The organism is Bradyrhizobium sp. LA6.8, from assembly GCF_040547935.1.
Taxonomy (GTDB): domain Bacteria; phylum Pseudomonadota; class Alphaproteobacteria; order Rhizobiales; family Xanthobacteraceae; genus Bradyrhizobium; species Bradyrhizobium barranii.
The window spans coordinates 176,524-200,822 of the sequence record NZ_JBEPQQ010000007.1; the positions used below are offsets into that span (position 1 = coordinate 176,524).

The following is a 24,299-nucleotide window of genomic DNA, read 5'->3' on the forward strand; positions in this document are numbered from 1 at the left end:
ACCCTGCGCGAGAAAACGCGAAAGGAACGCCCCGGTTCAAACCAGCAGGCTAATTGGGACGGCCGTGTGACGACCGGCTGTTCCCGGGTCTACGACACAAATCTTTTGCTTGGCGGCATGGCAAAAATCGGCATTGTGAGGCCATGACCGAGCAAAACAATACCCAAGAATCACAGCAAGCCAAGGCCGGCGCGATCATCGTCCCCGTGACGCTGTTCGAGCAGAACTGCACCATCATCTGGGACGAGCCCGGCAAGAAGGCCGTGGTGATCGACCCCGGCGGGGACGTGCCGAAGATTCTGGACGCGATCAAGCAGACCGGCGTCACCGTGGAGAAGATCTGGCTGACCCACGGCCATATCGACCATGTCGGCGGCGCGGCCGAATTGCGCGATGCGCTGAAGGTGCCGATCGAGGGGCCGCATGTCGCGGATAAATTCCTGCTCGACAACGTGGTCGAGAGCGGCGCGCGCTTCGGCATGACGGAGGTGCGCAATTTCGAGCCGGACCGCTGGCTCGACGAGGGCGACAGCGTGTCGATCGGCGGCCTGCAGTTCGACATTTTGCACTGCCCGGGCCACTCGCCCGGCAGCGTGGTGTTCTTCAACAAGGACTTGCGCTTTGCCCATGTCGGCGACGTGCTGTTTGCGGGCTCGGTCGGGCGCACCGACCTGCCCGGCGGCAGTCACGCCACGCTGATCAATTCGATCAAGACCAAGCTCCTGCCGCTCGGCGACGATGTCGGGTTCATCTGCGGCCACGGCGCCGGCTCGAGCATCGGCCAGGAACGGATGACCAATCCGTTCATCACCGGCGAGATGTAAGCGTTACTCGGCGGCCTCCGCCAACGCCGCGGTGTCACTGAGGTTGCGTTCGCCCCAGTCGCGGATCGCGGCGACGACCGGCACGAAGCTCTTGCCTTTGCGCGTCAGGCGATACTCGACCTTCGGCGGCACCTCGCCAAAATCCTTGCGGTCGATCAGGCCGCTTTGGGTCAGCGCCTTCAATTCGCGGCTGAGCACGCGCGGGGTGATCTCGGCGCTGCCGGCCATGCCGCGCAACAGGCCGCTCCTGATCTCGCCATAGCGGCGCGGGCCGTCCCTGAGGTCCCAGACGATGCGCAGCTTGTACTTGCCGCTGATCATCTTCTGAAAGGCCGTAACCGGACAGGTGCGCGCCGGGTTTGCCCTTGCCATGTCGCCTCCTCCATACGCAGCCAGCGATTCTTGTTTTGACGCGTTTTCTTTACGCGAACCGGTATCCACTTCGCTCGAAAACGCTATGCGATAAGGATAGGAGCGACGTCGAAAAAGTCCATACTATCAATTTTGTCCATACTTGCAGGATCGCCCGCAAGGCGCAGATGATGGCGCACAAGACGAACAGGGAGCGTCACATGAAGCACTTCATGATCAGGTACGAATTCAGGAACGGCACGACGGAAGCCTGGCACCAGGAGATCGGCCGCTTCATCAAGGCGATCGAGGGCGATCCGGAGTTGAAGGGGCGGATCGGCTATCGGGTCCTGAAGAACCGCGACGACGCCAGCTACTTCCACCTCGCCAGCGTCACCGACGAGGCCGCGCAAAAGGCGCTGCAATCGCGCGACTTCTTCAAGGCCTATCAGGAGATGACGCGGAAGGTCGCCGGCGGCGAGGTGACGGTGACGCCGATCGAATGGATCGATCAGACGGCGTAGCCGTCGCCTATCGAGCGACGAACTACTTCATCAATCCCGCGGCGGTGAGTGCGCGCGTGATGATCTGGCCGAGATCGAAGCCGCGAGCCGCCTCGCGCTTCGGCTCGGCCGGCTCTTCGGCGACGGCGGCGCGGATCGAGCGGGCGAGATGCGGCGCGGCTGAAAGCGCCGGCTTCAACGTCCCGGGCCCGGCCTTCTTCCCGGCCGCGTCCGGAATCCAGCCGGTGAGGCCGAAGAACTTTGCGATGTGATACGACGAGGAGATACCGGCCTCGATCAGGAACGCGCCTTCGATGCCGTAACGCTGATCATTGTCGGCGAGGCCGAGCGGCGTGCCGTGGGCCATGTCGGTGATGGCGTAGGACTCGACCAGCGTTTCGCCGTCCTTGTTCCACCAGGCCTGGCGCGGATAGCCGTCGACAATGGTCTCCGCCATCGGCACGGCCGGCAGATCGTGCAAATCGAGCCACTGCTTGACGATCTCGCTGGCGTTGCCGGGATTGACGGTGCGGTCGGCGCTGCCGTGCCACACTGAAATCTTCGGCCAGGGCCCGCGATGGTTCGAGGCGCGCCGCACGAAATCGCCGAGCTCGCGCTCCGGCCGCTGCGGCGAATGAAACATGCCGTCGAGCGCCTCGCGCAAATTCGACGCGATGCCGTAGGGAAGTCCAGCGATCACCGCACCGGCCGCGAAGACTTCCGGATAGGTCGCGAGCATCACCGACGTCATGCCGCCGCCGGCGGAGAGACCGGTGATGAAGACGCGCTTGGGGTCGATGCGATGTGCTTCGGCCATATGCGCGATCATCTCGCGGATCGACCGCGCCTCGCCGCCGTCCCGCGCAGTGTCCTCCGGATTGAACCAGTTGAAGCAGGTGTTGCCATTGTTGACGCGCTGCTGCTCGGGCATCACCAGCGCGAAGCCGTAATGCCTCGCGAGCGTCGACCATCCCGCGCCGAGATCGTAAGCAGCGGCGGTCTGGCCGCAGCCATGCAGCACGACGACGAGCGCGCGCGGCTTCTGAAGCTGCGTCGGCACGAACGCGAACATGCGCAGGTTTCCGGGATTGTCGCCAAAGCCGATGACTTCTTCCAACGGGCTGGATACGTCCGCGCTCCGGCCGAATTCGGCAAGGCGCAGACCATCCACCTTTGGCAGATGTCTCAAGAGAGCGAGATTTTTGGCAAGCGACACGGCAACTCCTGGCAGGCGACGTTCAACGTTCACCCAAACCAAATAGTTGCTGCGGTGCAAAATAAAAAGCCCGTGTGCTGTCTATCACCCGAAATCACGCAAAAATCCGCAGGAATACGCATGAATTAACCGCAATGCCTCAACTTCGTGCAGAGACGCGGCGCATCCACGCCAGAAATGCGGCGCAGATCGTGATTAACGCCGCAAACGCGGCGAGCGAAACGAAGAAGGCTGCGCGCGCCGATTGCAACGCTTCAACCGCGAAGAACGCCGCGCCGATTGCGGCCACTCCGGCCGCATTTCCGATCTGCGCTGTCGTGCCGTACATGCCGGACGCGGACCCTGCGGCGACAGGCTTCACCGTCGAGAGCACCGCACCGGATAGCGGCGCCATCACCAGCCCCTGCCCGTAGCCGAAGATGATCATGACGAGTGCGAGCAGGATCGGCGCCGGCGCATCGATATAGCCCGTGACCAGCGCGAGTGCGGCGAGGCCCGCGATCTGCAACATGCAGCCTTCGATCAACACCTTGGTCCCGCGATGGCGCGCCCGCGCGCCGCTGTGGCGCGACGCGACCACGAAAGCCAGTGCGAGCGGAATGAAGGCCATGCCGGCTGCGAGCGGCGGGATCTTCAGGCCGCGCTGCATGAACAGCGTCATGACGAGATAGAACGAGAGATTGGCGACGAAGAAAAAGAACGCCGCGCCGAGCCCGCGCAGGAAGGCTGCGTCGGACAGCAGCGTCAGATCGATCAGCGGCATGCCGCCGGCGCGCGCCACCGCATGCTCGAGCTTCAGGAACGCGACAAGGATCGCGCCGCCGCTCGCCATCACGGCCCATAACCACGGCGCCCAGCCAACATCGTGACCGAACAGCAGCGGTCCGATCAGGCACAACAGCCCCGCGAACAGCACCATGCTCCCTTTGATGTCGAGCCGCGTGCCCGCCCGGCGCGGCACCGACGGCATGATGCGCCAGGCGGCGGCCGCAATGACGAGGCCGCAGGGCACGTTGACGAAGAACACCGAGCGCCAGCCGGTACCGGCGAGGTCGATCGTGACCAGGAGACCACCGAGCAGGAAGCCCGCGGCGCCCGCAAGCCCGAGCACGATGCCGTAGATGGCGAAAGCGCGGCTGCGCTGTTCGTCGGTGAAGAGCAGATGCAGCGTCGCCAGCACCTGCGGCACCATCAGCGCTGCAGTCGCGCCCTGCGCCAGCCGCGCGATGATCAGCTCCGCGCCCGATTGCGCCAACCCGCACCACAGCGAGGTCGCCGTGAAGCCGAGCACGCCGGCCAGGAAGACGTTCTTCGTGCCGTGGATGTCGCCGAGGCGGCCGCCGGTGACGACCAGCGTGGCGTAGGCGATCAGGTAGATCGCGATGACGGATTCGAGCTGCGCCGGCGTCGCATGCAGGTCCACCGCGATAGTGGGAATGGCGACGTTCACGATGAAGGCATCGACGCCGAACATGAACTGCGCGGCGACGACGATCGCCAACACGCCCCAGCGGCGCGACGAATCGACTTGTTTTGTGACGGTTTGATGCATTTTCGCGCGAGCCTTCGGCGATTTATTTGCGCGCAAAACTCGCAGATCGGCGTCATCGGCGCGATTACCTCCGAGGTAGGACTTGCCGCTTTGGCCCGATTGCTGCATGGCAATTCCCGCTGGTTTTGCGGGCTCGGAAGTTTTCCGGATGTACGACTACGACATGGTGGTGATCGGCTCGGGCCCGTCGGGGCGCCGGGCTGCGGTGCAATGTGCCAAGCTCGGCAAGGCCGTGCTGGTGGTGGAGAAGGGCCGGCGGGTCGGCGGCGTCTCGGTCCATACCGGGACGATTCCTTCAAAGACCCTGCGCGAGACCGTGCTCAATCTCTCCGGCTGGCGCGAGCGCGGCTTTTACGGCCGCTCCTACAAGGTGAAGCAGGACATCGCGGCAAGCGACCTGATGATCCGTCTTCAGAAGACGCTCGACCATGAGGTCGAGGTACTCGAGCATCAGTTCAGCCGCAACCTGGTGCGCACCGCCAATGGCGAGGCGCGGCTGGTCTCACCGCACGAGGTCGAGATCACGAGCTCAATTGGCGAGGTAAAGGTGGTGTCGGCCGCCTTCATCCTGATCGCCTGCGGCACGCGCCCGTTTCGCCCCGACTACGTGCCATTCGACGGCACCACCGTGCTCGACAGCGACGAGATCATCGAGCTGCCAAAGCTGCCGCGCAGCCTGGCTGTGATCGGCGCCGGCGTGATCGGCGTCGAATACGCCACCATCTTCAGCGCGCTCGACGTGCCGGTGACCCTGATCGAACCGCGGCCAACCTTCCTCGATTTCATCGACAAGGAATTGATCGACGAGTTCGTGCACGAGCTGCGCGACCGCAACGTCGCGCTGCGGCTCGGCGCCAAGGTCAACTCGATCGAGAAGACTGCGCAGGGTGGCATCGTCACGCATTTGTCGGACGGGCGGCACGTCACCACGGAAATGCTCCTGTTCGCGGCGGGGCGCGTCGGCGCCACCGATCGGCTCAACTTAGAGGCGGCCGGTATCGTCGTCGACCATCGCGGCCGCATCTCGGTCGATCCCGTGACCTTGCAGACCAGCGTGCCGCACATCTACGCCGCCGGTGACGTGATCGGCTTTCCGAGCCTTGCTTCCACCTCGATGGAGCAGGGACGCGTCGCCGCCTGCCACGCGCTCGGCATGGAGCCGCTCGTGCCGCCGGAGTTCTTCCCCTACGGCATCTATTCGGTGCCGGAGATATCGACCGCAGGGCTGACCGAGGAAGAGGTGCGCACGCGCGGCATTCCCTACGAGGTCGGCATCGCACGCTTCCGCGAGACCTCGCGCGGCCACATCATGGGGCTGAACAGCGGCATGATGAAGATGATCTTCTCGACCAAGACACGCCGGCTGCTCGGCGTGCACATCCTCGGCGAAGGCGCCACCGAGCTGATCCATATCGGCCAGGCCGTGCTGAACCTCAAAGGCACCATCGACTATTTCATCCAGAACACGTTCAACTATCCGACGCTGGCAGAGGCGTACAAGATCGCCGGGCTGGATGCGTGGAACAGGATGACGCGGTAATCTTCTCCTCGCCCTCTTCTCGTCATGCCCGGGCTTGTCCCGGGCATCCACGTTCTTCGTAGCGCCGCAAAGGTCGTGGATGGCCGGGACAAGCCCGGCCATGACGGTGTGGAAGCGTCTGCACGCAAGAATGGGGAGAAAGAGAAGAGAGTGGTCTTCGCTGCGCATGCCTGCATTCCGCTGCGCGGGACATCGCGCGATTGCGTTCAGTGCCCCCAGCACGTAGCCTCCGCACACCCAACAAACAAAAAATTCAGCCGGAGAGAACGCCATGGCGCGCCTGAAGTTCGGAGCCTTCCTTGCCCCGCATCACCCGATCGGGGAGCATCCGATGCTCCAGTTCCGGCGCGATCTCGACCTGGTCGAGCAGCTCGACGCGCTCGGTTATGACGAGTTCTGGTGCGGCGAGCATCATTCCTCCGGCTGGGAGATGATCGCCTCGCCCGAGATGTTTCTGGCCGCAGCCGGCGAGCGCACCAAGCGGATCAAGCTCGGCACCGGCGTGGTGTCGCTGCCCTATCATCATCCCTTCAACGTCGCCCAGCGCATGGTGCAGCTCGACCACATGACCGGCGGCCGCGCCATTTTCGGCTCCGGCCCCGGCGCGCTGGCGTCGGACGCGCACACGCTCGGCATCGACCCGATGACGCAGCGCGACCGCCAGGACGAGGCCATCGGCGTGATCCGCCGCCTGTTCAACGGCGAGCGCGTCACCGCGAAGAGCGACTGGTTCACCATGAACGACGCCGCGCTCCAGATCCTGCCCTTGCAGGAGGAGATGCCGTTCGTGGTGGCCTCGCAGATCTCGCCCTCGGGCATGACGCTCGCCGGCAAATACGGCATCGGCATCATCTCGCTGGGCTCGATGACGACGCAGGGGTTGATGTCCCTGCAACAGCAATGGCAGTTCGCCGAGGACGCCGCCAAGAAACACGGCACCAAGGTGGATCGGGCGAACTGGCGCGTGCTGCTGACCTGGCACCTCGCCGAGACCCGCGAGCAGGCCCGCCGCGAAGCCGGCGCCGGCCTGATGCGCTGGCACAACGAATATAATGTCGGCACGCTGCAGCGGCCGGGCCTGACGGCGTTCGCCTCGCCCGACGAGGCCGTGGACAAGACCGCTTTCGTCGACGGTGCGGCCTCCGTGATCGGTACGCCCGACGACCTCGTCAAGATGATCAAGAACGTGATGCAGGTGTCGGGCGGCGTCGGCGCCGTGATCGGCTTCGTGCACGATTGGGCCAATCCCGAAAATACCCGCCGAAGCTGGGACCTGGTGGCGCGTTACGTCGTGCCGGAGATCAACGGCTATATCGACGGACTGCGCAAGTCGCAAAAGTTCGTGATCGAGAACCGCGCGATCTTCGAACGCGCCGGGCAGGCCGTGATGGCGAAGATCATGGAGAACGAGAAGGCTGCAGAGGCCCTGAAGGTGACCGGCGCCGGCCGCGTCGCCATTCCCGCCGTCAACGCCCCGGATTTGCAGAAGGAAGCGGCGAAGCGGTAGGCTTCGTCGGAATTACGCTTGTAACGACGTTCACAAGAAAGACATGCCGGCCTGTGCTATGCTGACCCCGGTCAGCTGGCGCGGGTCGTAGTCATCTGTGTTCGCGCGCCTGTTCGGTCGGTCAACCGGAGCAATCGTCATGTCGATGCAGAATGTCGCCCCTGCGCTTCCGTTCACCGCACCCAGGCGCAACGAGCTGACGCACATCCCCGGCGACGAGGGCTGGCCGATCATCGGCAAGACCTTTCAGGTGCTCGCCGATCCCAAGGGACATATCGAAGCGAACGGCGCCAAATACGGCCCGGTCTACCGCACCCATATTTTCGGCGAAACCAATGTCGTGCTGCTCGGCCCCGAAGCCAACGAGCTCGTGCTGTTCGACCAGCAAAAGCTGTTCTCCTCGACGCATGGCTGGAACAAGGTGCTGGGCCTGTTGTTTCCGCGCGGCCTGATGCTGCTCGATTTCGACGAGCACCGGCTGCATCGCAAGGCGCTGTCGGTCGCGTTCAAGTCGGGGCCGATGAAGTCGTACCTGAGCGATCTCGACCACGGCATCGCCGCGCGCGTCGCGCAGTGGAAGGCGAAGCCTGGCGAGATGAAGCTCTATCCGGCGATGAAGCAGCTCACGCTCGACCTCGCCGCGGCGTCGTTCCTCGGCGCCGATATCGGGCCGGAGGTCGACGAGATCAACCGCGCGTTCGTCGACATGGTCGCGGCTGCCGTCGCCCCGATCCGCCGGCCGCTGCCGGGCACGCAGATGGCCGCCGGCGTGAAGGGACGCAAGCGCATCGTCGCCTATTTCCGCGAGCAGATCCCGCTGCGACGCGGCAATCACGGCGGCGACGATCTGTTCTCGCAGCTCTGCCGCGCCACCCACGAGGATGGCGCCCTGCTCTCCGAGCAGGACATCATCGACCATATGAGCTTCTTGATGATGGCGGCGCACGACACGCTGACCTCGTCGCTGACCTCCTTCATCGGCGAGCTCGCCGCCAATCCGGACTGGCAGGATAGATTGCGCGCGGAGGTTCTTGCGCTGGGGCTCGCACCGGGTTCGCCGAGCAGCTTCGACGACCTCGAAAAAATGCCGCTGTCGGAGATGGCGTTCAAGGAGGCCCTGCGGATCAAGCCGCCGGTGCCGTCGATGCCGCGCCGCGCGATGCGCGATTTCACCTTCAAGGGTTTTACAATTCCGGCCGGCACCGCGGTCGGCGTCAATCCGCTCTACACCCACCACATGAAGGACATCTGGCCGGAGCCGGATCGCTTCGATCCCTTGCGCTTCACCGAGGAAGCCCAGCGCAACCGGCATCGCTTCGCCTGGGTGCCGTTCGGCGGCGGCGCGCATATGTGCCTCGGCCTGCACTTCGCCTACATGCAGGCGAAGTGTTTTGCCCGGCACTTTTTGCAGAACCTCGAAGTATCGCTGGAGCCGGGCTACAAGCCGGACTGGCAGATGTGGCCGATCCCGAAGCCGCGGGATGGCTTGCGGGTGCGGGTGAAGGCGGTGTAGGCGCCGCTCCCGTAGGGTGGGCAAAGGCGCGCAGCGCCGTGCCCACCATTCCTCGCGAATAAAGAATTGGTGGGCACGCTTCGCTTTGCCCACCCTACGGCACCGTCGCCTGCCGCTTCTACGCCCCCTGATCGAACGCCTTGCGCATGGCGACGTAGCCCTGCTGCTGCTGGCTCCAGTTGCGGCCGCCGGTGACGGCCCCGTCGACGACGAGATCGTGGCCGTTGACGAAGCTGGATTCGTCGCTCGCCAGAAACACCGCGGCCTGCGCGATGTCATCGGGGAGGCCCGCGCGCGGGATCGGCTGTGCGGTCTTGAAGACTTCGCGCATCACGGCCGGCGTCGCCTCCGCCGCATCGGTCGTGAGCCCCAGCGCCTTGCCGAAAATGCCGGTCGCGATCGCGCCTGGCGAGATCGAGTTGACGCGCACGTTGGATTCGCCGAGCTCCATCGCCACGCATTTGGTGAGATGGATCACCGCCGCCTTGGCCGCGCCATAGACGACCGAGGAGGAAAAGCCGGCGAGACGGCCTGCGATGCTGCCATTGTTGATGATGCTACCAGACCCCTGCTTCTTCATGACGGGCGCGGCATGCTTCATGCCGAGCATGACGCTGCGCACCAGGGTCGCCATCGCCGCGTCGAACCGCTCGACATCGAGGCCTTCGATGCCCCCGGTCTGCGCCGGGCCGCCGGCATTGTTGAACAGGCAGTCGATCCGGCCGAACCTCTCCACCGCGAGCGCGATCAGCGCCTGCATCTGCGCTTCGACCGTCACGTCGGTCTGGCGAAAGATGCAATTGACCCCGAGCTGCTTCGCCAGCGCCTCGCCTTCCGGTATGCGCCGCCCCGCGATCACAATTTTGGCACCTTCGGCAACGAAGACTTCCGCGGTACGCAGGCCGATCCCGCTCGTCGCGCCCGTAATCACCGCAACCTTGCCATCCAACCTACCCATGGAATGTTCCTGTTTTCGAATGATTTGATGTCAAATGGCGGACGCCGATCGATCTCGGCGCCGCGACGGTCACTATTCCTGCCGGTCTGCGACAAGGCAAGCTTTGCTTGTGCATGCGACATGCGTAACATTCCCGCTCCTTTCTCGATTTACGCGCGCATAGCGCAACCGGGCCGGGCATGGAGAAGCTGATCGACGAATTCCGCAAGGGCTGGCAGGGCGTGGCAGCGCCATCGCTCGCTCTGAGCCTCGGCTTCGCGGTCGCCTGCCTGCTGGTTGCGACGGTGGCGCGCTGGGGTCTCGCGCATGTGCGGCCCGACGTCTACTTCACCCCGTACTTTCCGGCCGTGTTCTTTGCCGCCGCATTCGGCGGCTTGCGGATCGGCATCATCACCGCGCTGGTCGGCGGCGTGCTCGGCGTCGTCGTCAATTTCAGCGACGCTCTTGCCGATCGCTCCAGGTTCACCTTGCTGACCCTTTATTGGGGCGTCTCCGCGCTAACGATCTGGGGCGTCGAGCATTATCGCGGGATGCTGGCGGAACAGCGCCGGATTTCCAAACGCCTGATCGAGGAGGAAGACTATCGCAAGCTGCTGGTCGACGAACTCCAGCACCGGCTGAAGAACAAGCTGTCGACCGCGCACGCCGTGCTGCACCAGGTGCTGCACGACCAGCCGCAGGTCTGGGCCCGGATCGATCCGCGGCTACGGTCGCTGGCTGCAACCGACGATCTGATCTCGCGGATCGACAAGGGCGGCTGCGATATCCGCGATCTCCTGATCGCGGAGCTCGGACCTTACGGCCATGTCCGCTTCACGCTCAACGGCGACCGGCTGTTCCTGCCGCCGAAGCTCGCGGTCACGCTGTCCCTGATGTTTCACGAGCTCGCCACCAACGCTGGTAAATATGGCGCGTTCTCCGCGCCGCGCGGATTATTGCAGGTGTCGTGGACCGTCAGCGGCGACCGTCTGACCGTCACCTGGGATGAAACCGAGGGCCCGAGCATCGACAAGGTCTCCGAGCCCGGCTTCGGCACCAAGCTGCTGAAGTCGGCGCTGTCGGCCTTCGACGGCAAGTCCGAGGTCTCGTATCTCAAGACCGGCCTGCATTGCATCATGCAATGCCGCATCCCGCAGAACGGTTAGACGCGACACGAGCGCAAGAGACGCACGCTCCGCTCGCAGTTTCGCTGCGCGCGTTGACGCTCCGTTAATGACGATGGGTCGGGCGCGTCGCATCGCCGCAAAACACCCCCGTATTTCTCCGCACCCCTTAACCAAACCTAAGAGGGAACTGCGCAAGATCGCGCTCATTGCAAAGGCGCGCTGAAACAACAAGATTCATGACTTCTATGAACGACAACAGATATTCCGGCGCGAGTGAAGCCGAGCTCGGATTTCTCAAGGAAATCGTTAGAATGCTGCCTGCCGGTCTGACCGTGCAGGACGCGCAGGGCGAGCTTCTCCTGGTTAACGATGTCGCGGCCGCCCAGCTCGGCATGGACGGCAGCCGTCCGTCGCCCGATCTGACGCCGCGCCGGGAAGCCTGCCAGCGGGCACTGAGGTCCGGCGAAGCGGTCATCTCCGAGGAAGCGCTCCAGGACGGAGCTGCACGCCAGGTGCTGCTGACCACCCATCGCCCCGTCCGCGTTGCCGGACGCGAGCTGCTGATCTCGGCGTCCTCCGACATCACCGAACAGAAGAACTTCGAGGACCAGCTGTTCCGCTCGGCCTATTTCGACGAGCTGACCGGCCTGCCCTCGCGGCGCGTGATCGAGCATCGCGCCGGCAGCCTGCTCGCGCGCGACGGCAAAGGCGAGCGGTTCGCGCTCGCCTTTCTCGACGTCGACAATTTCAAGCACATCAACGACTATTACGGCCACGCCGTCGGCGATGCGCTGCTGGTCGAGCTGTCGAAGCGGCTCGGGCGCGACCTGCGCGATTCCGACATGCTGTCGCGCATCTCCGGCGACGAATTCCTGCTGCTGCTCTCCCCGATCCAGAGCCAGGAGGAAGTCGCCGAATTCATGCAAGCGACGCTGGAGCGGCTGACCGCACCATTCTTCATCGACAATTCGGAAGTCTTCGCCTCCACCTCCGTCGGCGTCAGCCTCTATCCCGACCACGGCCGCAGCTTCGAGACGCTGCGCCAGAACGCCGACATCGCGATGTACCGCATCAAGAACAGCGGCAAGGGCTCGGCGGCCTTCTTCGACGCCAGCATGGAGCGCGAGGCGCTGGCGCGGATGAAGATCGAGCAGTCGCTGCGGCTCGCCATCCTCGAAAAGCGCTTCTGCTGCGCGTTCCAGTCCAAGGTCGACATCCGCACCCAGGCCGTGACCGGCATCGAGGCATTGGTGCGCCTGCGCGACGACGAGGGCGTGATCCAGGCGCCGGGCTCGTTCATCAACCTTGCCGGCGAATTGGGACTGATCGACGAGCTCACCCATCTCGTGCTCGCCGAGATCGTCAAGTCGATCGACCTGATCAACGACAGCTTCGGCGCGGAAGCGACCATCAGCATCAACGTCGCTGCCAAGCAGGCCGGCACCCCCGAATTCATGCGCAGTTTCGCGCGGGCGCTGGACGAGACCGGCTTTCCGCAGCGCTTCATGATCGAGGTGACGGAAGATGCCTTCGTCGCCAAGAATCATTTCCAGACCGAGATCCTGCCGATGTTCCGCAAGCTCGGCGTCGGCATCTCCATCGACGATTTCGGCACCGGCTATTCCTCGCTCTCGGCGCTCGCCGACATCACGGCCGACGAGATCAAGATCGACCGCTCGTTCATCACCGACATCCATAAGCGTCCGCGCAGCCAGGGCATCTTGCGCGCGATCGAATCCCTGAGCGAAGCGCTCGGGATGACCGTGATCGCCGAAGGCCTCGAATCCTACGAGGAGCTGGCCTATCTCCAGGCCGCGACCAAGATCCGCTACGCGCAAGGCTATTATTTCGCCCGGCCGATCTTCCTGGAGGAGCTGAAGCTCGCGACCCCCGCCTCCAGCGAATCCCGTCCCGGCGTGTCCAACCGCCCGACGCAGCAGAACCGGCAGGGCTATTCGCGGGCGAGCGGGTACCGGCGATAGGGCGACAACGGCGCAACAAGCACCGCCGTCGTCCCGGGGCGCGCAAAGCGCGAGCCCGGGACCCATAACCCCAGGGAGCAGTTGTGGAGTGAGGCTCCCACTCCTAGTCTTCGCCAAACTTCTCCCTGTGGGTATGGGTCCCGGGTTCGCTTCGCGCCCCGGGACGACGGCAATTGCTGAGCTGCTTACGTGCCATTTCCCCCTTTGAAATTACTGCCCTTTTGCTAATACACAGGCGGACTTCCCTGAGGTACGCCATGCCCTCCTCCCCCGACGTCAGCGATCCCGCCTATGTCCGCGCGCGGGCGATGGTGACGCTGTTCGAGCGGCTGGAGCATCTGTGCGAGGGCGCGATCGCGATCGATCGCGGCGGGCGGGTGATCTACGTCAACGAGAAATATCTGGCCTCGCTGGGCCTCAAGCACACCACCGAAGCGATCGGCCGCCCGATCGAGGAGATCATCCCGAACAGCCTGATGCGGAACGTCGCCGAGAGCGGCGAGCCGATCCTGCTCGACATCATGGAGCTCGGCGGCGAGCAGCTCGTGGTGACGCGCATGCCGATCGAGGACGAGGACCGCAACGTCATCGGCGCGATCGGGTTCGTGCTCTACGACCACCTCGAGAGCCTCAAGCCGCTGCTCGCCCGCGTCACCCAGCTCGAGAGCGATCTGCGGCTGGCGCGGCGGCAATTGTCCAACGCCCGCGCGGCGCGCTTCACCCTTGCCGATTTCGTCGGCACGACAGCGGCGATCGCGCAGGCCAAGGAGTTCGCCAAGCGCGCGGCGCGCCAGAGCGTGACCGTGCTGCTCACCGGCGAGACCGGCACCGGCAAGGAGCTGCTGGCGCAGGCGATCCACAATGCGTCCTCGCGCGCGGAAAAACCGTTCGTCAGCGTCAATGTCGCGGCGATCCCGGAAACGCTGATCGAGTCCGAATTCTTCGGCACTGCGCCGGGCGCCTATACCGGCGCCGACCGCAGGGGACGCGAGGGCAAGTTCCGGATCGCCGATGGCGGCACGCTGTTCCTCGACGAGATCGGCGAAATGCCGCTGCAATTGCAAGCCAAGCTGTTGCGCGTGCTGCAGGAGCGCGAGATCGAGCCGCTCGGCTCGGACAAGATCAGCAAGGTCGATGTGCGCGTCATTGCCGCGACCAATGTGGATTTGCGCAAGCGCGTCAGCGACGGCGCCTTCCGCGCCGATCTCTACTACCGCCTCAACGTGCTCTCGATCGACCTGCCCCCTCTGAGAAAATGCCTCGACGACCTGCCCGACATCTGCGCGCGGCTGATCGAGGACATCAGTGCCTCCGGCGACTTCCTCAATGCCAGGATCACGCCGAGCGGATTGTCGGCGCTCGCGCGCTACGACTGGCCCGGCAACGTCCGCGAGCTCCGCAACATTCTGGAACGCGCACTGATCCTGAGCGATTCCGGGCGCCTGACCGGCGACGATTTCGTTCACATCCTGCCGGTCAGCGCGGATGCCGGCCCTGGACCGGCGCCGCAGATCACCGGCTCGGTCGTCCCCTATGCCGAAGCCGAGGCGGAGTTCGAGAAACAAACGCTCGAGCATGCGCTCGCCGCCAGCAACGGCCAGATCTCGGAAGCCGCGCGGATGCTGCGCATCTCGCGCGCGACGTTCTACAAGAAGCTCGCCAAGTTCGGACTGGCGTCGGGATCGCCGCCTGTCTGACTTTCGAGACGGGCACGTGTCCGGAGTCTCGGACTCCTGACACCGCCATATCGGCGCTCGCCTGTGGCATTCGCGCGTGATCCGACGCAATTTCAGGCATTCCCGCGCAAAGCTCCGGATCTGGCGCAGGGCTTGCTCTGAGGCGGCCTGAGGAAACGCATGGGCTGATGTGAAGCCAGAGGATCGTTAACGCGAACGCATCGCGACCTGCGACGATCCGGCACGCGCACGTCAAGAGACTGTCACATGAGCCTCGTGCAAGCTCCGCCGGAAGGTGGAATTGCAATGTATGCACACTTGTGCAAATCGCTGTGATCAAGGCAGTTCATTCAAGGAGGAAATCATCGTGCGTCGATCGCTCATTCTCACGGCAGCCATCCTTGGCCTGGCCGCGAACACCTCCGCGCAGGCCGACGACCTCAAGGTCGCGCTGATCTACGGCAAGACCGGCCCGCTCGAAGCCTATGCCAAGCAGACCGAAACCGGCCTGCAGATGGGTTTTGAATACGCCACCAAGGGCACCATGACGCTCGACGGTCGCAAGATCGTCGTCATCACCAAGGACGACCAGGGCAAGCCCGACCTGTCGAAGGCCGCGCTCGCGGAAGCCTATCAGGACGACAAGGCCGACATCGCGATCGGCACGACCTCGTCGGCCGCGGCGCTCGCCATCCTCCCCGTCGCCGAGGAGAACAAGAAGATCCTGATCGTCGAGCCGGCGGTCGCGGACCAGATTACCGGCGAGAAGTGGAATCGCTACATCTTCCGCACCGCGCGCAATTCGTCGCAGGACGCGATTTCGAACGCGGTCGCGATCGGCAAGCAGGGCGTCACCGTGGCGACGCTGGCGCAGGACTACGCCTTCGGCCGCGACGGCGTCGCCGCCTTCAAGGAGGCGCTCGCCAAGACTGGCGCGACGCTCGCCGCGGAAGAATACGCTCCGACCAACACCACCGACTTCACCGCGGTCGGCCAGCGCCTGTTCGACGCGCTGAAGGACAAGCCCGGCCGCAAGGTGATCTGGGTGATCTGGGCCGGCGCCGGCAATCCGCTGGCCAAGCTGCAGGACATGGACCCGAAGCGCTACGGCATCGAGCTCTCCACCGGCGGCAACATCCTGCCGGCGCTCGCGGCGTATAAGGGCCTGCCCGGCATGGAAGGCGCCACCTATTACTACTATGAGATCCCGAAGAACCCGGTGAACGACTGGCTGGTCGCCGAGCACCAGAAGCGCTTCAACGCGCCGCCGGACTTCTTCACCGCGGGCGGTTTCGCCGCCGCGATGTCCGTCGTCGCCGCCGTCACCAAGGCGAAGTCGACCGACACCGAGAAGCTGATCACGGCGATGGAAGGCCTGGAGTTCGACACGCCGAAGGGCAAGATGGTGTTCCGCAAAGAGGACCATCAGGCGCTGCAGAGCATGTATCACTTCAAGGTCAAGGTCGATCCGAACGTCGCCTGGGCCGTGCTCGAGCCGGTGCGCGAGCTGAAGATCGAGGACATGGACGTTCCGGTCCGCAACAAGCGTTGATATCAAATCTCCTCTCCCCGCATCGGCGGGGAGAGGCTTCTTCCACATTCCCAGAGTTCTCCCGATGGCCCTGACGCTAGAGACGCGCGACCTCACCATCCGCTTCGGCGGCCATGTCGCGGTCAACAACGTCACCTGCACGTTCCGCCCGGGCGAGCTCACCGCCATCGTCGGGCCGAACGGCGCCGGCAAGACCACCTATTTCAACCTGATCTCAGGCCAGCTGCGCGCTTCACACGGCAGCATCCTGTTCGACGGCACCGACATCACCCAGCATTCCGCGCCGCTGCGCACCCGCGCGGGCCTCGGCCGCGCCTTCCAGCTCACCAACCTGTTTCCGAACCTCACCGTGGAAGAGAACGTCCGCCTCGCGGTGCAGGCGGCCAGCGGCACCCATTACGACATGCTGCGGCCCTGGATGGTCCGCCGCGACCTGATCGCCCGCGCCGATGCCATCCTCGACCAGGTCGCACTGGGCAATCGCCGCGGCGTCGCCGCCACTGCGCTGTCGCATGGCGACCAGCGCAAGCTCGAGGTCGCGCTGATGATCGCGCTCGAACCCAAAGTGTTCATGTTCGACGAGCCGACCGCGGGCATGAGCATCGACGAGGTGCCGGTCGTGCTGAACCTGATCGCCCAGCTCAAGCAGGACAAGAGCAAGATCATCCTCCTCGTCGAGCACAAGATGGACGTGGTGCGCTCGCTCGCCGACCGCATCATCGTGCTGCACAACGGACAACTTGTCGCCGACGGTCCGCCGGCCGAGGTGATCGCCTCGCCGATCGTGCAGGAAGCCTATCTCGGCGTTGCTCCAAAGAGTGCCGCATGACCGATCTGCTCAAACTCTCCGGCGTGCACACGCATATCGGCCGCTACCACATCCTCCAGGGCATCGACCTCGCGGTCCCGCAGGGCCAGACCACCATGCTGCTCGGGCGCAACGGCGCCGGCAAGACCACGACGCTGCGCACCGTCATGGGCCTGTGGCAGGCCTCCAGCGGCGAAATTACGCTCGCAGGCGAGCGCATCGAAAGCCGCGCCACGCCCGACATCGCGCGGCTCGGCGTCGGCTACGTGCCGGAGAGCATGGCGGTGTTTTCTGACCTCACGGTGAAGGAAAACCTGGTGCTGGCGGCGCGCGACGGGCCGCTCGACGATACCCAGCTCGACTGGATCTTCGGCTTCTTCCCCGCGCTGCGCCGGTTCTGGCTGTCGCGCGCGGGAAGCCTCTCGGGCGGGCAGAAGCAGATGTTGTCGATCGCACGCGCCATCGTCGAGCCGCGCAAGCTGCTGCTGATCGACGAGCCGACCAAGGGGCTGGCGCCCGCGATCGTCATGGCACTGATCGAATGCCTGAAGGAGATCAAGCGCAAGGGCGCGACGATCCTGCTGGTCGAACAGAATTTCTTTGCCGCCCGCGAGCTCGGCGACAACGTGCTGGTCATGGACAACGGCACCATCGTCCATCGCGGCGAGATGGCGGCGCTCGCCACCGACGTGCCGCTGCAGGAGCGGCTGCTCGGCCTGAGCCTGGAGGCGCATCAGTGACTGAACTCGCCGCAAATGATCCGCTGCCGAAGCCGAAGCGCGATCTCGCGCCGATCCTGCTGCCGGTCGCGCTGGCGCTTGCGATGATTCCCCTGGTGGGGTCACCCAGCACCTGGCTGACGCTGACCGCCGCGAGTCTCGCCATGGGCATGATGATCTTCATCATGGCCTCGGGGCTGACGCTGGTGTTCGGCCTGATGGACGTGCTCAATTTCGGCCACGGCGCCTTCATCGCCGTCGGCGCCTATGTGGCAACCCTCGTGCTGGCGCCATTCGCAGCCTCGATGCAGGCGGATTCGCTGTGGATGAACCTCGCGGTGCTGGCGCCGGCGGCACTGCTGTCGATGGCGGTGTCCGGCGCGCTCGGCCTGGTCGTCGAGCGCGTGCTGATCCTGCCCGTCTACGGCCAGCACCTGAAGCAGATCCTGATGACGACGGGCGGCCTGATCGTCGCCGAGCAGACGCTCTATGCGCTGTGGGGACCGCAGATCATCCCGACGCCGCTGCCGACATCGCTGCGGGGCTCCTTCATCCTCGGCGACGTCGCGATCGCCAAATACCGCGTGCTGGCGATGCTGATCGGCCTCGCCGTCTTCATCGCGATCCAGCTCGTGCTCAACCGCACCAAGCTCGGCCTGCTGATCCGCGCCGGCGTCGAGAACCGCGAGATGGTCGAGGCGCTCGGCTATCGCATCCGCCGCCTGTTCCTCGGCGTGTTCATGACAGGATCGGCGCTCGCCGGCCTCGGCGGCGTGATGTGGGCGCTCTATCGCGAGCAGGTCCATGCCTCCATGAGCGACGACCTCACCGTCCTGATTTTCATCGTCGTCATCATCGGCGGCCTCGGCTCGATCGGCGGCTGCTTCATCGGCGCCATCCTGGTCGCGATGGTGGCCAATTACGGCGGCTTCCTGGTGCCGAAACTCGCCCTCGTCTCCAACATCCTGCTGATGGTCGCCATTCTGATGTGGCGGCCGCGCGGCCTCTATGCGGTGACCAGCCGATGATGCTCCTGTCAGGCGATCCGCCGAAGAGCCGCGTGCTCACGCTTCTCCTCATCGTCATCATCCTGGCGCTGGCGGCGACGCCGTTCCTGTTCCCGGGTGCCAAGGCGCTGAACGTCGCCGCCAAGATCTGCGTCTTCGCCGCGCTCGTCGCCTCTTACGACCTCCTGCTCGGCTATACCGGCTCGGTGTCGTTCGCCCACACCATGTTCTACGGCATCGGCAGTTACGCGATCGCGATCGCGCTGTACGGGATGGGCCCGAACTGGGCGGCGGTCGCGACCGGCATCGTCGTCGGCCTGCCGCTCGCGGCGCTGCTCGCGCTCGCGATCGGCCTGTTCTCGCTGCGGGTCGCCGCGATCTTCTTTGCCATGATCACGCTCGCGGTCGCCTCCGCCTTCCAGGTGCTGGCTTCGCAGCTCTCCTGGCTGACGGGCGGCGAGGACGGGCGCAGCTTCCAGCTGCCGGAATTGCTGCGGCCCGGCACGGTGCTGATCTCCAAGAACCTGTTCGGATTCGAGATCAACGGCCGCATCCTCACCTTCTACCTGGTGTTCGCCGTCTCGGCCCTGATGATCCTCGCTCTGTTGCGTGTCGTGAACTCGCCGTTCGGACGCGTGCTCCAGGCGATCCGCGAGAACCGCTTTCGCGCCGAGGCGCTCGGCTTCCGCACCGTCTTCCATCTGACCTACGCCAACTGCCTCGCCGCGCTGGTCGCCGCCAGCGCCGGCATTTTGAACGCGCTGTGGCTGCGCTATGCCGGTCCCGACACCTCGCTCAGCTTCTCGATCATGCTGGACATTCTGTTGATGGTGGTGATCGGCGGCATGGGCACGATCTACGGCGCGATCATCGGCGCCACCATCTTCATCCTCGCCCAGAACTACCTGCAATCGCTGATGGGCGTCGCCTCCAAGGCGGCGAGCGAAGCCGGCCTGCCGTTGCTGCCGGGGCTGTTGCATCCCGATCGCTGGCTGCTGTGGCTCGGGCTGCTGTTCATCGCCAGCGTCTACTTCTTCCCGACCGGCGTCGTCGGACGTTTGCGCAATGCCGGCCGCGACAAGAGCGCGGGCGCTTCGCATTAAGCTGCGGTTAATGATGCAGCGCAGCGGTTGTGATGGGCACGGCACAACCGCGACGTGATTCCCGCCCCACTGCATACGGGCGCGACTGCACAACCGGATTAATGCTTAGGTAACTGGCTTTCCTAAGGTTTGCGCCATTTGTGCGGTGTATTCCTGTCCTTCCAGGGAGGGGGAATGCGCCAGGTCTTTTCCACGGTGACAGCCGGAATGTCATCAGCCGCGACCAACGGCTGGGCGGCCTTGGCGCGGCGTGGTCCTGTCCTCTGGCTGACCCTGTGCGGCGTGTTGCTGGTCGCCGGGATCTTCGCCGTGACCGCCATGGCGGTCGGCGAATTCCGCGAGCGGACCCTGGCCAACCGCGAGCGCGAGCTGGAAAACACGGTGCAGCTGATCGCACGGCACTTCGATCAGCAATTCCAGGATTCCGACGTCGTCGCCGCCGACCTGATCGGGCAGATGAACCTGCCGGAGATCACCTCGCCGGCGATGTTCCGCGAGCGCATGTCCGGGCTCGCGACGAATCAGATGCTGCGGAGCAAGATCAGCTCCGTCTCCTATCTCGGCGACATCGCGATCTACGATGCCGACGGCGAGCTGATCAACTGGTCGCGGGCCGAGCCGCTGCCCAAGATCAACGTCTCCTCGCGCGCCTATTTCCAGACGTTCAAATCCGATCCGATGGCCGAATCGGTCATCCTGGAATCGGTCCGCAGCTTCATCATCGGCAAATGGACCACGATCGTCGCGCGGCGGCTGAGCGGTGCAGACGGCACCTTCCTCGGCGCCATGGTCCGGCGGATCGATCCGGACAGCTACCGGCAGTATTTCGCATCTGTCGCGCTTGCCGAGGGTACGGCGATCTCGCTGTTCGATCGCGAAGGCAAGATGCTGGCGCGCTATCCGCATGTCGAAGAGCTGATCGGCAGGAATTTCAAGGACGCGCCGCTGATGCGCAAGATGCTGGCCGAGGGCGGCCGGCACACGCTGCGTGTCAAGGGACCGATCGACGGCGAGGACCGCCTCGGCTCGGGGGCCTCGCTGTCGCATTTCCCGCTGGTCATCGTCGCGACCAACACCACGAGCGCCGCGCTGGCCGACTGGCGTCAGCAGACCGGCTTCATGGTCACCACGGCAACGCTTTCGGCGATCGTGATCGCATTGATCCTCTTCCTGATCATCCGCCAGATCAGCCGGCAGAACCGGGAAGCCCAGGAGCGGATCGAAGCGGAACGGCTGCGGCTCGACACCGCCCTGAACAACATGTCGCAAGGGCTGATCCTGTACGACGCCGCCGGATTTATCGTCACCTGCAACCGCCGCTACTCCGAGATGTTCGGCCTGTCCGACGACATCATCAAGCCCGGCTGTCACATCCGCGAGGCGATGCAGCATCGCAAGGAGCGTGGCACGTTCGGCGGCGACGTCGAGACGTTTTGCACCGATGTGATGCGGGTCGTCGCCGAGGGCAAGGTCTCCAGCAGGATCCACGAACTGCCCAACGGCCGCGCCTTCCAGGTCATCAACACCCCGCTGGCGCAGGGCGGATGGGTCGCCACGATCGAGGAAATCACCGAGCGGCGCAATCTGGAGCAGGAGCGCGACCGCAACTACGTGTTCCTGCGCGAGATCATCGATCACATCCCCTCGCAGATCACGGTGAAGGATGCCCTGACGCGGCAATATCTGCTGGTCAACCGGACCGCCGAGGAGCAGTTCGGCCAGTCGGGTGACGTCATCGTCGGCAAGACTCCTTTCGACATGTATCCGGAGGCCGCCGCCAGGATCGTCAACGACGACGACAGCAAGGCGCTGCAGGCGCCCGGGGGATTGTTCAAGGACGAGCACGCCTGGCAGAGCCAGACCAAAGGACCGCGCTACATCACCTCGACCCGGATCGGCATTCGCGACAAGTCCGGCGAGCCGCGCTACCTCATCAGCGTCGTCGAGGATGTCACCGAGCGGCGGTGCGCCCACGAGAAGATCGCGCATATGGCGCATTACGATGCGCTGACCGACCTGCCGAACCGCACGCTGTTCCGCGAACAGATCGAGCGCGAGCTGGCGAAGGTCGCCAGCGGCGAGCAGTTCGCGCTGCTCTATATCGACGTCGACGAATTCAAGGGCATCAACGATTCGCTCGGCCATCACGTCGGCGACGAGCTGCTGAAGGCGATCGCGACCCGGCTGCGCGGCTGCCTCAAGAAGAGCGACCTGATCGCGCGGCTCGGCGGCGACGAATTCGCCGTGATCCAGACCGGAATCCAGTCCTCTGCGGACGTACTGTCATTCGTGACGCGGATCTACGAGGCGATCCGCCAGCCCTATCACTGCCTCGGCCATCAGCTCTCCACCGACGCCAGCATCGGCATCGCGCTGGCGCCGCAGGACGGCACCGATCTCGACCAGCTCATCAAGCACGCCGATCTTGCGATGTACGGCGCCAAGGCCGAAGGACGCCGCACCCATCGCTTCTTCGAGCCGGAGATGGATGCGAGCGCCAAGGCGCGCCTGACCATGGAGCAGGATCTGCGCCAGGCGCTGGTGAACGGCGGCTTCGAGATCCACTACCAGCCGCTGGTCGACCTGCGCACCAACGACGTGTCGGGCTGCGAGGCGCTGCTGCGCTGGCGGCATCCCGAACGCGGCTGGGTGTCACCGGCGGAGTTCATTCCGATCGCCGAGGATACCGGCCTGATCAACGAGCTCGGCGACTGGGTGCTGCGCATGGCCTGCAACGAGGCCGCGACCTGGCCGGCGCATGTGCGGATTGCGGTCAACGTCTCGCCGGTGCAGCTCAAATGCGACACGCTGGCGCTGCGGATTGCCGGCGCACTCGCCGCCTCCGGACTCTCTCCCTCACGGCTCGAGCTCGAAATCACCGAGGCCGTGCTGATCCGCGACGACGAGGCCGCGCTCTCGATCCTGCACCAGCTCCGGTCCATCGGCGTGCGCATCGCGCTCGACGATTTCGGCACCGGCTATTCCTCGCTGAGCTATCTGAAGCGCTTCCCGTTCGACAAGATCAAGATCGACCGCTGCTTCGTCGCCGACATCGCGGAGACCAGTGGCGCGCCCGTGATCGTGCAGGCGGTGGTGAACATCGCCGCGGCGAGCCACATGACCACCGTCGCCGAGGGCGTCGAGACCGAGGCGCAGCGGGAGATGCTGCGCGCGCTCGGCTGCACGGAGATGCAGGGTTATCTGTTCAGCAAACCGAAGCCGGCCGCCGAGGTGCGAAAGCTGTTCGGTCCGAACGATGCCGCGCCGGTGGCGGCGGTGGCCTGAGATGGCGAAGCCGAGGAAAACTCCAGCGAAAGCCGTCGACGTCGCGGATTCCTATGCCGTGCGGCTGATGCAGCATCTGGTGGTGCCGACCTTCGTGATCGACCCCAAGCGCCGCGTCGTGATCTGGAACAGAGCCTGCGAGCGGCTGACCGGCGTCCCCGCTGCGGAGGTGATCGGCACGACGAAACACTGGCAGGCCTTCTACGAGACCCGGCGCCCCTGCCTCGCCGACCTGGTCGCGCTCGACCGTCCCGAACAGCTGCCGGAGTTTTATTCGGAGTATGCCGCGCGCGGCCACAACGGGCTCGGCTTTTCGGCGGAGAACTGGTGCGTGATGCCCAAGCTCGGCAGCCAGCTCTATCTCGCGATCGACGCCGGCCCCATCCACGACGAGGCCGGCCATCTGATCGCCGTGGTGGAGACGTTGCGCGACCTCACCGATCAGAAGCGCGCCGAGATGGCGCTGAAGGAGCTCGCCACCAAGGACGGGCTGACCGGCCTGTCGAACCGGCGCGCCTTCGACCAGATGCTGATGAGCGAATGGGCTCGCGCCCAGCGGACGCAGAAGCCGATGGCGCTGCTGTTCGTCGACGTCGATCATTTCAAGCTGTTCAACGACCGGCACGGCCACCAGAGCGGCGACGAATGCCTGCGTGCGGTCGCTGACGTCGTCAGCCGCCATGCCGTCCGCCCGCTCGACCTCGCCAGCCGCTATGGCGGAGAAGAGTTCGCGCTGATCCTGCCCGACATGGATTGCGATGCCGCCTGCGCCATAGCCGAGGAGATCCGCCGTGCCGTCATGGCCTTGCGGATCGCTCATGGAGCTGTTGGCGCCGGCGACCACGTCACCCTCAGCGTCGGCGTCGCCAGCCATATTCCCACTGAGGCAGACGGCAGCCCCGACCGGCTGCTGGGTGCGGCCGACGAGGCGCTCTATGCGGCAAAACGGCTCGGCCGCAACCGCGTCATCTGCTCCGAACGCCTGCTTGCGGAGTTCGCGCGCGCCGATCGCGGCTCGCCCGGGATTCAAGTCGCCGCCAATCGCCGGTCCAGCCGGGGCTGACGTTCATCCCCCCGAAGGTTCTATTGCGTTCGGC

At 64.9% G+C, this 24,299-nt stretch carries 19 protein-coding genes; 15 read left to right on the forward strand and 4 right to left on the reverse strand.

Translation table 11 applies throughout. The annotated features are described in order from the left end of the window. The first annotated feature begins 143 nt into the window (after positions 1–143). Entirely contained in the window at positions 144–824 is a 681-nt protein-coding gene (locus ABIA90_RS30095; RefSeq protein WP_166347747.1) for an MBL fold metallo-hydrolase, read from the forward strand. Between the two features lie 3 nt (positions 825–827). Here ABIA90_RS30095 and ABIA90_RS30100 read toward each other — a convergent pair whose 3' ends face one another. After that, positions 828–1,196, reverse strand: coding sequence for a winged helix-turn-helix transcriptional regulator (locus ABIA90_RS30100; RefSeq protein ID WP_354119055.1), 369 nt, complete (start codon positions 1,194–1,196; stop codon positions 828–830). A 200-nt stretch (positions 1,197–1,396) separates the two neighbouring features. Between ABIA90_RS30100 and ABIA90_RS30105 the strand changes: the two genes are divergently transcribed. Then, positions 1,397–1,699: a hypothetical protein gene (locus tag ABIA90_RS30105; RefSeq protein ID WP_354119056.1), complete on the forward strand. Its 303-nt coding sequence runs from the start codon at positions 1,397–1,399 to the stop codon at positions 1,697–1,699. A 22-nt stretch (positions 1,700–1,721) separates the two neighbouring features. Here the strand turns inward: ABIA90_RS30105 and ABIA90_RS30110 are convergent, their stop codons facing one another. Both ABIA90_RS30110 and ABIA90_RS30115 read right to left on the reverse strand, forming a co-directional pair. Then, positions 1,722–2,894 (reverse strand): extracellular catalytic domain type 1 short-chain-length polyhydroxyalkanoate depolymerase, encoded by a 1,173-nt coding sequence (locus ABIA90_RS30110; protein ID WP_354119057.1) that lies wholly within the window; start codon positions 2,892–2,894, stop codon positions 1,722–1,724. Between the two features lie 139 nt (positions 2,895–3,033). Further along, positions 3,034–4,446 carry an MFS transporter gene (locus ABIA90_RS30115; RefSeq protein ID WP_354119058.1) on the reverse strand — a complete coding sequence of 471 codons (1,413 nt, stop codon included), beginning with the start codon at positions 4,444–4,446 and terminating at the stop codon, positions 3,034–3,036. Positions 4,447–4,594: 148 nt separating this feature from the next. On the opposite strand from ABIA90_RS30115, the gene sthA reads away from it, so the two are divergent. The 3 genes from sthA (at position 4,595) to ABIA90_RS30130 (ending at position 9,006) form a co-directional block, all read left to right on the forward strand. Then, the gene (sthA, locus tag ABIA90_RS30120) at positions 4,595–5,986 is read left to right on the forward strand and encodes a Si-specific NAD(P)(+) transhydrogenase (RefSeq protein WP_354119233.1); all 1,392 of its coding nucleotides are present in this window, start codon (positions 4,595–4,597) and stop codon (positions 5,984–5,986) included. A 271-nt stretch (positions 5,987–6,257) separates the two neighbouring features. Beyond that, the gene (locus ABIA90_RS30125; RefSeq protein ID WP_014491084.1) at positions 6,258–7,493 is read left to right on the forward strand and encodes an LLM class flavin-dependent oxidoreductase; all 1,236 of its coding nucleotides are present in this window, start codon (positions 6,258–6,260) and stop codon (positions 7,491–7,493) included. Positions 7,494–7,632: 139 nt separating this feature from the next. Next, the gene (locus ABIA90_RS30130; RefSeq protein WP_085404075.1) at positions 7,633–9,006 is read left to right on the forward strand and encodes a cytochrome P450; all 1,374 of its coding nucleotides are present in this window, start codon (positions 7,633–7,635) and stop codon (positions 9,004–9,006) included. Positions 9,007–9,124: 118 nt separating this feature from the next. Here the strand turns inward: ABIA90_RS30130 and ABIA90_RS30135 are convergent, their stop codons facing one another. Beyond that, positions 9,125–9,964 carry an SDR family NAD(P)-dependent oxidoreductase gene (locus tag ABIA90_RS30135; protein ID WP_354119059.1) on the reverse strand — a complete coding sequence of 280 codons (840 nt, stop codon included), beginning with the start codon at positions 9,962–9,964 and terminating at the stop codon, positions 9,125–9,127. Between the two features lie 179 nt (positions 9,965–10,143). On the opposite strand from ABIA90_RS30135, the gene ABIA90_RS30140 reads away from it, so the two are divergent. The 10 genes from ABIA90_RS30140 to ABIA90_RS30185 all read left to right on the forward strand — a co-directional run bounded on the left by ABIA90_RS30140 (position 10,144) and on the right by ABIA90_RS30185 (position 24,265). Further along, positions 10,144–11,109 (forward strand): sensor histidine kinase, encoded by a 966-nt coding sequence (locus tag ABIA90_RS30140; RefSeq protein WP_071908993.1) that lies wholly within the window; start codon positions 10,144–10,146, stop codon positions 11,107–11,109. A gap of 206 nt (positions 11,110–11,315) precedes the next feature. Further along, positions 11,316–13,052 carry a putative bifunctional diguanylate cyclase/phosphodiesterase gene (locus ABIA90_RS30145; protein ID WP_354119060.1) on the forward strand — a complete coding sequence of 579 codons (1,737 nt, stop codon included), beginning with the start codon at positions 11,316–11,318 and terminating at the stop codon, positions 13,050–13,052. 257 nt (positions 13,053–13,309) lie between these two features. After that, positions 13,310–14,749 (forward strand): sigma-54 interaction domain-containing protein, encoded by a 1,440-nt coding sequence (locus ABIA90_RS30150; protein ID WP_071908991.1) that lies wholly within the window; start codon positions 13,310–13,312, stop codon positions 14,747–14,749. A 346-nt stretch (positions 14,750–15,095) separates the two neighbouring features. Continuing rightward, entirely contained in the window at positions 15,096–16,280 is a 1,185-nt protein-coding gene (locus tag ABIA90_RS30155) for a substrate-binding domain-containing protein (RefSeq protein ID WP_014491078.1), read from the forward strand. 64 nt (positions 16,281–16,344) lie between these two features. Beyond that, positions 16,345–17,109, forward strand: coding sequence for an ABC transporter ATP-binding protein (locus ABIA90_RS30160; RefSeq protein WP_028155337.1), 765 nt, complete (start codon positions 16,345–16,347; stop codon positions 17,107–17,109). After that, complete coding sequence (locus tag ABIA90_RS30165; protein WP_354119061.1) at positions 17,106–17,828, forward strand: ABC transporter ATP-binding protein; 723 nt, start codon at positions 17,106–17,108, stop codon at positions 17,826–17,828. Before ABIA90_RS30160 ends, ABIA90_RS30165 begins: the two co-directional genes overlap by 4 nt. Then, the gene (locus ABIA90_RS30170; protein WP_354119062.1) at positions 17,825–18,835 is read left to right on the forward strand and encodes a branched-chain amino acid ABC transporter permease; all 1,011 of its coding nucleotides are present in this window, start codon (positions 17,825–17,827) and stop codon (positions 18,833–18,835) included. Before ABIA90_RS30165 ends, ABIA90_RS30170 begins: the two co-directional genes overlap by 4 nt. After that, positions 18,832–19,917 carry a branched-chain amino acid ABC transporter permease gene (locus tag ABIA90_RS30175; RefSeq protein WP_028149341.1) on the forward strand — a complete coding sequence of 362 codons (1,086 nt, stop codon included), beginning with the start codon at positions 18,832–18,834 and terminating at the stop codon, positions 19,915–19,917. Before ABIA90_RS30170 ends, ABIA90_RS30175 begins: the two co-directional genes overlap by 4 nt. 174 nt (positions 19,918–20,091) lie before the next feature. Beyond that, entirely contained in the window at positions 20,092–23,202 is a 3,111-nt protein-coding gene (locus tag ABIA90_RS30180) for a bifunctional diguanylate cyclase/phosphodiesterase (RefSeq protein ID WP_354119063.1), read from the forward strand. 1 nt (position 23,203) lies between these two features. Further along, entirely contained in the window at positions 23,204–24,265 is a 1,062-nt protein-coding gene (locus ABIA90_RS30185) for a sensor domain-containing diguanylate cyclase (protein WP_354119064.1), read from the forward strand. Positions 24,266–24,299: the final 34 nt, after the last annotated feature.